At 36.1% G+C, this 10,396-nt stretch carries 11 protein-coding genes and 1 tRNA gene; all 12 read right to left on the reverse strand.

What is annotated here, in order from left to right:
- Positions 1-5: 5 nt before the first annotated feature.
- Positions 6-698 carry a 50S ribosomal protein L1 gene (gene rplA, locus BBH99_RS06930; RefSeq protein ID WP_066693832.1) on the reverse strand — a complete coding sequence of 231 codons (693 nt, stop codon included), beginning with the start codon at positions 696-698 and terminating at the stop codon, positions 6-8.
- Between the two features lie 11 nt (positions 699-709).
- Positions 710-1,156 carry a 50S ribosomal protein L11 gene (rplK, locus tag BBH99_RS06935; protein WP_047099700.1) on the reverse strand — a complete coding sequence of 149 codons (447 nt, stop codon included), beginning with the start codon at positions 1,154-1,156 and terminating at the stop codon, positions 710-712.
- A gap of 290 nt (positions 1,157-1,446) precedes the next feature.
- Positions 1,447-3,069: a T9SS type A sorting domain-containing protein gene (locus BBH99_RS06940; RefSeq protein ID WP_066693836.1), complete on the reverse strand. Its 1,623-nt coding sequence runs from the start codon at positions 3,067-3,069 to the stop codon at positions 1,447-1,449.
- 143 nt (positions 3,070-3,212) lie between these two features.
- A complete protein-coding gene (locus BBH99_RS06945; RefSeq protein ID WP_066693839.1) occupies positions 3,213-4,772 on the reverse strand; it encodes a tetratricopeptide repeat protein in 1,560 nt (519 codons plus the stop codon).
- Between the two features lie 171 nt (positions 4,773-4,943).
- Positions 4,944-5,612 carry a hypothetical protein gene (locus BBH99_RS06950; protein ID WP_066693843.1) on the reverse strand — a complete coding sequence of 223 codons (669 nt, stop codon included), beginning with the start codon at positions 5,610-5,612 and terminating at the stop codon, positions 4,944-4,946.
- 7 nt (positions 5,613-5,619) lie between these two features.
- Positions 5,620-6,258, reverse strand: coding sequence for a hypothetical protein (locus BBH99_RS06955; RefSeq protein ID WP_066693846.1), 639 nt, complete (start codon positions 6,256-6,258; stop codon positions 5,620-5,622).
- A gap of 10 nt (positions 6,259-6,268) precedes the next feature.
- Complete coding sequence (locus BBH99_RS06960; RefSeq protein WP_066693849.1) at positions 6,269-6,889, reverse strand: hypothetical protein; 621 nt, start codon at positions 6,887-6,889, stop codon at positions 6,269-6,271.
- A gap of 504 nt (positions 6,890-7,393) precedes the next feature.
- Positions 7,394-7,936 (reverse strand): transcription termination/antitermination protein NusG, encoded by a 543-nt coding sequence (gene nusG / locus BBH99_RS06965; protein WP_002976412.1) that lies wholly within the window; start codon positions 7,934-7,936, stop codon positions 7,394-7,396.
- Between the two features lie 19 nt (positions 7,937-7,955).
- Positions 7,956-8,162, reverse strand: a complete 207-nt coding sequence (secE, locus tag BBH99_RS06970) for a preprotein translocase subunit SecE (protein ID WP_002976410.1) — start codon at positions 8,160-8,162, stop codon at positions 7,956-7,958.
- A 12-nt stretch (positions 8,163-8,174) separates the two neighbouring features.
- Positions 8,175-8,245, reverse strand: a tRNA-Trp gene (locus BBH99_RS06975).
- 53 nt (positions 8,246-8,298) lie between these two features.
- Positions 8,299-9,504 carry an elongation factor Tu gene (gene tuf / locus BBH99_RS06980; protein WP_066693859.1) on the reverse strand — a complete coding sequence of 402 codons (1,206 nt, stop codon included), beginning with the start codon at positions 9,502-9,504 and terminating at the stop codon, positions 8,299-8,301.
- Positions 9,505-9,770: 266 nt separating this feature from the next.
- Positions 9,771-10,396: efflux RND transporter permease subunit (locus BBH99_RS06990; protein ID WP_131799199.1), on the reverse strand; the 626-nt coding region annotated here is incomplete at its 5' end.

A 10,396-nucleotide genomic window follows, 5' to 3' on the forward strand; every position in this document is an offset into this window, starting at 1 on the left:
AAATATTAGTTAACAGATTTAGTATCAATTGCAATACCTGGGCTCATTGTAGAAGACAAATAGATAGACTTCACATAAGTTCCTTTAGCAGCAGTTGGTTTCATTTTGATCAATGTCTGGATTAATTCCTGAGCATTTTCTTTGATCTTAGCAGCATCGAAAGATACTTTACCAATACCAGCATGGATGATACCATACTTATCTACTTTGAAATCAATTTTACCTGCTTTTACTTCAGTTACTGCTTTACCAATTTCCATAGTTACAGTTCCTGATTTAGGGTTTGGCATTAAACCTCTTGGACCTAATACTCTACCTAATGGACCTAATTTACCCATTACAGCTGGCATCGTTACGATAACGTCAACGTCTGTCCAACCTTCTTTAATTTTTTGTAAATATTCGTCAAGACCTACATAGTCAGCACCAGCAGCTTTAGCTTCTGCTTCTTTATCTGGAGTTACTAAAGCTAAAACTTTAACATCTTTACCAGTACCATGAGGAAGAGATACAACACCTCTTACCATTTGGTTTGCTTTTCTTGGGTCTACACCTAATCTTACAGCGATATCTACAGAAGCATCAAACTTTGCAGTGTTCACTTCTTTTACAAGAGCTGAACCTTCTTCAAGGTTATAGAATCTTCCTTTTTCTACTTTGCTTAAAGCTTCCTTTTGCTTTTTAGTCAATTTTGCCATTTCTAATAGTTTTAAGCGTTAAAAGTTGGTTTAGTTCCTGTTACTCTTAATCCCATAGATCTAGCAGTACCTGCAACCATAGAAACTGCAGAGTCCATTGTAAAACAGTTAAGATCCGCCATTTTATCTTCAGCGATTTTCTTTACTTGTTCCCAAGTTACAGAACCTACTTTGTTTCTGTTTGGTTCACCAGAACCTCCCTTGATCTTAGCCGCATCCATTAACTGAATTGCTGCAGGTGGAGTTTTAATAACGAATTCAAAAGATTTGTCTTCGTATACTGTAATTACTACAGGTAAAACTTGCCCTGGCTTATCTTGGGTTCTTCCGTTAAATTGCTTACAAAACTCCATGATGTTCACACCTGCAGAACCCAATGCTGGACCTACTGGTGGAGAAGGGTTAGCTGCGCCACCTTTCACCTGAAGCTTTACCATTTTAAAGACTTTCTTAGCCATTGTTTGTTTTTTAAATTTGAATAATTAATGAGTTTGGAAGCATTTATTATTCAGCAGGTTATCGCACTCACCTATGATAAGCCTACTTTTTGGACTGCAAAAGTATAAAATATTTTTGAAACTACAAACGGATATCACTGATTTTTAAAAAGTTTTAAAAAAATAATTGATATTCATAAATTCAGATTTCATATTTTCAGGCTGATGAATGCATTTTCCTGTCCTGCAATAAAAAAGGAGAACAGATATCTGCTCCCCTTCTTCCTCATTGAACTATTACTATTATGAAATTACTTTATGATAAACTTTATACTTTCTTCTTTTATCTTTATAATATAAGTTCCTTTAATCAGATCTTTAACATCAATTACTCCTTGTTTCATCAGTCCGGATTTCACCAATTGTGCTGCTATATTATAAATTTTAAAATCCTGATCTTTCAATCCATCTATATGAATAACATCTACAGCAGGATTCGGATACACCCTAACATTGGCTTTTTTTACTGAAATATCATCTGTCCCCATTGTACCATTAGGCAAAATCAGATTCTGTGCATAAACTCCCATAGGTACGCCTTCTGTATTTTTGGCTTCCTGAAATACAATCACCCCCTGTCCATTGGTAGGTCTTAAAACCGTTGTATATGCTTTAGATGCAGGAAAGGTTGCCATAGGAAGATATTGCTGAGGCCATTCAAAATCACCGTTATCTTTTAACAGAACGGCATTCAGAGATACATTCAACGCAGTACCTTCTTTTTTCTGTACCACAAAATAGGGTTTGTCATTTACCAACTGCAGGTTGCTGTAATGGTACATCGATATATTATCTACCGGAAATACCTGTTTGGCATGATCTGTAAATAATCTGGCCCCGGTATTCTTATCAAATTTCTGCACAAACTCGCCATTTTCTCCCTGAGATGAAGAGCTGTAGTTAGCAATAGACCATACATAAGAAGAGCCAGGAGCAAAAGCAATCTTCATATCTTTTTCAAAAAAGGTTTGATTGGTATCAAAATCTACTCCGTAAACACCCCATGGAAGAGTACCATCTGTATTCACTCTTTGAAGGTAGCCGTCAAATCTCATATTTTCACCGGTACTGTATCCGTAATACACTACACTTCCATCCACTGCTCCAGTATATTTCGCATTATAAGCGGTAGATTTAGTGGTAATCTGCCGGGCTCTCTCCCAAATCAATCCTCCGTTGTTCAGATTGAGCTTCTGAGCAAACAAATAGCTTGTAGTACCAAAAGAGACTTGTTTATGGAAAATAAGTTCGCACTCATCTCCATCCAGTTTAAAGAGATCGGCAGGAATTGTATTTTTAGTAGCATCATCAGAAATCATCTGAACTGGTGTTGTCCATAATGCCTGACCGGTTGTACTGAACTTCTGAACTTTAGTATATTTTTGGCTTGGAGGAAAATAGGCTACCACAATATTTCCATCAGATAATGGAAGAATTGCAGGCAGATAAGCTTCACCCAAACTAATTCCATTAGGCCAAACTGATGCTCCCTGAGGGGTAATTTTAAAAACAAATCCGGGAGTGCCGGCACCTGTTCCCGTAACCCCAATATAAAGATTGTCTGATGCATCTACAGCCGTTTTTTCCATAACGGTATAAGTTCCCATAGGAATCTGATCGGAAACTTTAATTCCATTAGGCCCTAATTGTTTATTTCCAGCCTGATCCAGAATCTGAACCCAAAGCTCAAAATTCACGGGTGCCGGTACACTTTTCCAGAATCCAATATATGTTTTCCCATCACTCATTGTTTCAGCAAAAGAGCTTCCTTGTGCCGTTGTTACCAGAAGATTCTGATCCAGTGCAGGATTCCATTGTGCTTTTCCCATAAAACCTATGGAAAGCCCTATAAAAAGAGTAAGTAATTTTTTCATTGTGGTATTGTTTTAAATAGGAAACAAAGGAATACAATGTCCTTTAACCTTATTAAAAATACCCCACACAATTACCACATAACAGAAAAAAAGTACCACATTATTTCCACACACCAAAACATAAACCATTACAATACAACTAATTATAATTCATTCAAATATTGAGCAAGATCTTCTTTTGTATTGGTAAGATTCATTTTTTTTCTTAACCGTGTTCTTGAATTTTCAATGGTTTTGGGAGTTACATTCAGCAGGTTTGAAATTTCTTTTGTGGATAATTTGAGCTTCAGCATGGCTGCAAGCCGTTTATCATAATTGGTTAATCCGGGATGTTTCTTATCCAGATTTTCGTAAAAAGATTCATGAATATTCAGGAAATGGTATTCAAAATCTCCCCATGAATCATTTTTAGTATTCAGTTTAATTTCGTTAATAATTCTTGAGACTTCATTCAGCTCGCTGTCTTTAAGCTTAGATTTCAAAACATTTACCTGCTCCAGTAATGATTTAAAGATCTCCTCAATTTTAGATTGCTCCATAGACTTATAAACCAGCATTTTTTCTTTCATCTGGTTATCTATTCCCAGTTGCTTTTCACGGTTTTCTATTAACTTTTTCTCAAGACGGAGCTTTTCTGCCTTGTTCCTGAAATTAATAAGTAATAAAATACTGATTACTATAACCAAAACGAGAATAATAAACATTACCACATACAGCATGTTCTTTTTATCCTGTTCTATTTTATCAAGTTTTTTTTGCAGTTCATAGTCATGCTGCACTTTGAGACGCTCTACATTAACTGCTTTTTCTTCTATATTCAGCAAATCCCGGATAGAGTCATATTTTTTAAAGGTTTCTGCAGAATGTTTATAATCCTTATTCAGCTGATAGGCTTTATAAAGGGTTCTTAAATAATTGGTATTATCAAAATTCACTCCATCAGAGGTTATATATTTTCCCACATTTTGGGCATAGAGCAAAGCTTTTTCCGGATTTTGTGTTTCGATATAAAAATTAGCAAGGTTGTAATTCACCTGATAATTTGATTTGTGATCTTCAATACCATTTTTTTCTAAAATGGTATTGGCTTCCAACAGATAATCTTCGGCCTTGATATGGTTTCCTTCGAGAAAATTGAGCTTACCAAAATTTGAAAAGACGAATGCTTTTAAAACAGGATTATCATACGTTTCAATAGCTTTTAATCCTTCTTCAAAATAATATCTTGATGAGTCCAGTTTTGACAAAACCAGATAAGCGTTCCCTAAATTATTAAGAGCCTTGACGGTTTCTGTCTGCTGCTTTTTTTTCTGATAAAAATTCAATAATTTCCTGTAATAAGTAATGGCTTTTCTGGTATCGTTAAGCTGCGAATAGGTATAGGCAAAAACACCATCTATCTTTGCCGTTTTTCCTTCATCTTTTCCCCAGAATATATGGTATGCTTTATTGGCATAATCCAGGGCCAGATCAAAATAATTGACATCGCTATAGATTTTCGCTGTTTCAAGGTAAAAGTCTCCCAGATCATTATCACCAACACTTTTTCTTGCCTGTTGTATATTAGCTTCTGCCTTTTTCCAGTCCTTAAACTTTAATTGGTTGGCAGCATTCAAATATTGCTCATATTCTTTTTTCTCCTGTCCGAAGTACAGTACAAATGAAAGCAATAGCAACCATGTAAAAGGTAGTCTTTTTCCCATTTCAAATATAATTCCATATAAAATTATAAAATCATTTGAAAAAACAGAAACAAATCACCACCAAAGCTAATAATCTGGTAAGATAGTATCCTTAAAGATCATCAAAATAAAAAACCAGACTATCATTTTTCAATAGTCTGGCCCCTTAAAATCAAATATTTCTTTGCTACATTAAAACCCTGATGGCTTATTAATTGTTTGTGTAGAACCGGTAGTTCCTCCTAAATCCGCATTAACATCACTGATATTATGCTTTGTGATAAGCCTTTTGTAGGCCATTAGATAAAGGTCTAACGTAAAATTATTATAATCTCTTGCCAGCCCCGTAGAGGTATTAGCAATAATCCTGCTGTCTGTAAATTTGGCTTTTACATGCCAGGTTCCATTACTTTTAAATGCAACCACATCCGGAGATCCCTGTTTATTGTCATTCACTCCATTATTTCCATAATCAAGCATTACGTTAGTATTTCCATTACTAAGTTTGAAGGAATAATTATGAAGCACAACCAGGAAATTATTGGCATCTATTTTAGTATCATAATCTGTAACTCCATCTCCCGATACATTGGTTAAGCTAAGTTTGATGTAATTGAATAGCCCGCTGCTTTCTAAATTCGGATCATAAAGCTGTAATGCATTTTCAGATGTCGCCAGAAAGCTACCTCCTGTCATGGTAGGCTCTCCCGGATTTCTAAGATATAGAGAATTGGTATATGTCTTTCCGTTTACATCAAGCGTTTCTGTAGGTGTATCTGTTTTGATTCCTACTTTCCCGGTTTGAGCGTTCAAAAGTACACCCAATCCTATCATCATTGTAATATAAATTTTTCTTATCATGTTTTTATTATTGAAGCCCAGGAGGCGTATTGGTTGATACTCCGGAATAAGAAGCCGCAGCTGAGACTGAACCTTCAAATGTTCCCCAGTCTTTTACGAGTGATTTTTCAAATACATTTAATGTCAATGTCCAGGTTCCGTTTTGTGCATTTACTGTCCCTGCACCTTTAAAACTTAAGTTAATGGCCTGATAATTCTTTCCTCCTTGTTGTACTTTTGTTACCTCAGTAGAATAAGCTCCATACAGTCTTGAAGTGGATGTTGTTGTAGCAGAAACGGCATCACTAAAAACAGCCCCTGTAATTGCTACAACATATTTATCAGCATCTAAACCTGTATTCAGGTTTACTACTTCATCCTGTTTTGCATTTTTCAACACTACAGTATACATATTTACCGGTGCCACATTTCGAAGTGTAATATCAAGAAGCTTTACTTTTCCTACAGGAGAAGAATCTTTTGAGCGGGTAAGCAATAAATAATTTCCTCTTGCTGTTGTATTTTCGGTATCAATTAAATAAGATTCTACAAGAGTTTCTCCTTCTACATCAAGAGTTCCTTTTGGATTAGCTGTATTAATTCCTATCTGGGCTTTCAAACCTAAAGTGGCAGCAGCTACAAAGAATAGCGATATAATTTTTTTCATTTTAGTGTTTTTATTGAATTAAAGGAGCTGCAGCAGCACCGGTTGTAGAAGATCTAAGATCCTGAGTGGAATTGAATTCTTTTGCATAGGATCTGTCATACACCAACAGGTTCAAGGTCCATTCTCCGGTAGGCAAATTTGAAGTTGGAGAGAATCCTTCATAATCCGCTTTTAATTTCCAGGTTCCATTTGTAGAATATGCAAAGATTTGTGGAACAGGTGTCAGCCAGTCTGCTGTATTTGTTCTTACAGGCTGAGTAAATCCGAAAGAAGAAATTACCACTAAGAATTTACTAGCATTGATTTTTGTATCAAACTCCCTAACCCAGTCCTTATTGGAAGGGTCACAGGTTATTTTAAACTGAATGATATTGATGGGAGCAGGAGAATTCGGTACAAAAGAATCATTGTAAGCCGTAATTTTATTTTCCGGTGCCGGGGATTTAATAATAAAAGTATAATTTTCATCTGCCCCCAGTTTTTCCATTGGTTTTTTGAAAACAATACCGGATGTTTTCATTGTTCCGTTCACTGTTAGTTCCTTCTCGGGTTTGGCAGTATTAATTCCCACTTGGGCATTAATCAATACTGCTGAACCCAATGAAAGGATCATCGAAATAGTTTTTGTCATTTTTCGGTTATGTGTTTGCTATAGGTCTTTATTCACCACATCTCATTATTCACGACTCAGGTTTTTAATTAAAAACACAAAAGATCTGCTGTGCATCTGTAAAAGTGCACTTAATGAGAAAAACAATAAGTTTTATGGGTAATTGCCGAATAAGTTACAAGAATTATGCCAGCAAAAGTAGATTAATCCTTAAAAAACCTTAAACAAACGCTTATCCCCCGAAAGTGAAAATTAAATCCAGGCAAAGCACCATATAGAAGCGGTTAACCACGATCTATTTATTCTATTTTTAATAAAATAATTACATAAATTTTATCAAAAATTAAATTAAAAAGAGAAAAACAATGCTTTTTTTAATAATAATGAATTATTCTCAAAGGGAATATAGGATAAATTATGTACTTATTATATCCTGCGAACTAACTTATCGCAACTTTAATAGTAGCAGTAGTAAACAAAAAAAGACTGCTTAATAGCAGTCTTTTTATATTATGTAAGTAATTATTATACTTTTTCTACTTGCATGTAGCTTAGCTCCATTGGAGTTTTTCTACCGAAGATCAATACTGAAACTTCAATTTTCTTTTTGTCTTCAAGAATCTTCTCAACTGTACCGTTGAATCCGTTGAAAGGACCATCGATCACTTTTACGTTTTCACCTACTACATATGGGATCTCAACATCGCTTGCAAATTCTGAAAGTTCATCCATTCTTCCAAGCATTCTGTTCACTTCTGATTTTCTCATTGGAACAGGATCTCCACCTTTTGTTAAACTTAAGAAAGAAATAACTCCAGGGATGTTTTTGATTACGTGAGGAATCTCTCCCATCAGGTCAGCTTCAATCATTAAGTATCCAGGATAATAAGGTCTTTCTTTAGGAACTTTTTTACCGTTTCTAATTTGGATTACCTTTTCCATAGGAATAACCACCTGAGTAACGTACTGCTCAAACCCTAGACGTTTGATTTCTGTCTCAATATAGTTTTTCACTTTATTTTCCTGTCCGCTGATTGCTTTCAGCACATACCATTTCAATTCGCTCATTATGGGAAAATACTTTTAATTAATTGAACAAGTTGATTAGCATTCCAATGATGTTGCTGATTGCTTTGGAAAACAATTCATCAACTCCAAAAGTAAATAATGCCAGAATCACTGTCGCAATAGTCACTACAATTGTAGACGACTGAAGGTCAGCCCATTTTGGCCATTCAACTTTATGTCTGAATTCGTTATAAGAACCTTTTAAAAAATCGACAAATGAACTCATAATTTATATTTGCACGGGCACAAGGATTCGAACCCTGATCAACGGTTTTGGAGACCGGTATCCTACCATTGGACGATGCCCGTAGTTAAAAAGCTTCCGATAGTTTCCTTTCGGAAGCTTATTTATTTTAAGATGATTAGTCTAAGATTTCAGTAACCTGACCTGAACCAACTGTTCTACCACCTTCTCTGATCGCGAATCTAAGACCCTCGTTAAGAGCGATTGGTTGTAACAATTCTACAGTGATCTCTAAGTTATCACCAGGCATTACCATTTCTACACCTTCTGGTAAGAAGATCTCACCTGTAACGTCAGTAGTTCTTACGTAGAACTGAGGACGGTATTTGTTGTGGAATGGAGTGTGACGTCCACCTTCTTCTTTAGAAAGGATATAAACAGATGCTTTGAATTTTTTGTGTGGCTTCACAGAATCTTTCTTAGCGATAACCATACCTCTCTTGATGTCAGTTTTTTCAATACCTCTCAACAATAGACCTACGTTATCACCAGCTTCACCTCTGTCTAGGATTTTTCTGAACATCTCAACTCCTGTAATAGTAGAAGTTAATTTTTCTTCACCCATACCAACGATATCAACTGGATCACCAGTATTGATAACACCAGACTCGATTCTACCTGTTGCTACAGTACCTCTACCTGTAATAGAGAATACGTCTTCGATTGGCATCAAGAATGGCTTCTCAGTATCTCTTACTGGCTCGTCAATCCACTCATCAACTGCATCCATTAATGCTTCAACAGTTTTGAACCACTTATCATCTGAGTTACCTTCAGTAGCTGCAGTAAGTGCTCCAAGAGCTGAACCTTGGATTACTGGAGAGTTATCTCCATCAAAGTCATAAGTAGCTAATAGATCTCTAAGTTCCATTTCAACAAGCTCTAACAATTCTGGATCATCCACCATGTCAACTTTGTTCATGAAAACAACGATCTTAGGTACGTTTACCTGACGGCAAAGTAGGATATGTTCTCTAGTTTGAGGCATTGGACCATCAGTTGCAGCACATACTACGATAGCTCCATCCATCTGAGCAGCACCAGTTACCATGTTCTTAACATAGTCGGCGTGACCTGGACAGTCAACGTGAGCATAGTGTCTTTTTTCAGTTTCATACTCGATGTGAGCAGTATTGATAGTGATCCCTCTTTCTTTTTCTTCTGGAGCAGAGTCAATTGAAGAGAAGTCTTTTTTCTCAGCAAGACCTTTGCTAGCTAATACAGCAGAAATAGCAGCTGTAAGAGTAGTTTTACCATGGTCAACGTGACCAATAGTACCAATGTTCAAGTGTGGTTTGTTACGATTAAACGTTTCCTTTGCCATGATTTAAAATTATTTATTTATTGTTTTTCAAATTTTCGGTGTGCAAATATAATGAATTTTTAAATACCAAAAACTTTTTATTAAAAAAACTTTCAATATTCTCATCCGATGAAGGACAAACCTTATATTTCGATGCATTGAGACTGCAAATTTACACAATTTTCCGGATTGAAAAAATCTTTGTGAAACCTTTTACAGCTCCATTTACAGAAAAGCCTGAAATACAGAATATTTCAGGCTCAATTAATATATAAAATGAAAGATAATCAGGCTTGGCTTAGCCTTTTAGTTCTGTTAAAAATCCAGAAAATGATGGGAAAAATAAGCAATGTAAGTACGGTAGCAGTTATAAGGCCTCCAATAATTACAATGGCTAAAGGCTTTTGGGACTCAGATCCAATTCCCGTAGACAATGCAGCCGGCATCAATCCTATAGAGGCCATAAGAGCAGTCATAATTACAGGTCTGGTCCTTGATTTTACTCCGTTTAGTATAGCATTATCTAGATCCAGCCCGTTTTTAACATTCTGGTGAAATTCAGTAATAAGGATAACCCCGTTCTGTATACAGATTCCCAGAAGAGCGATCATTCCTACCCCTGCAGAGATCCCGAAATTGATACCGGTAACATGTAAGGCTATAATACCTCCGATCAACGCAAAGGGAACATTCGCCAATACAAGGAGAGAATCCTTCATATTTCCAAACAGAATAAACAAAAGGAAAAAGATCATCAGAATACTTACCGGAACTACCTGGGCCAATCTGTGTGAAGCACGCTGCTGATTCTCAAACTGCCCGGTCCACCCTACAGAGTATCCATCCGGAAGCTCAATGGTAGCCACTTTTTTCTGTGCATCAGCAATAGTACTCCCCAAGTCACGGTCACGAA

This window comes from Chryseobacterium contaminans (assembly GCF_001684955.1).
Classification (GTDB): domain Bacteria; phylum Bacteroidota; class Bacteroidia; order Flavobacteriales; family Weeksellaceae; genus Chryseobacterium; species Chryseobacterium contaminans.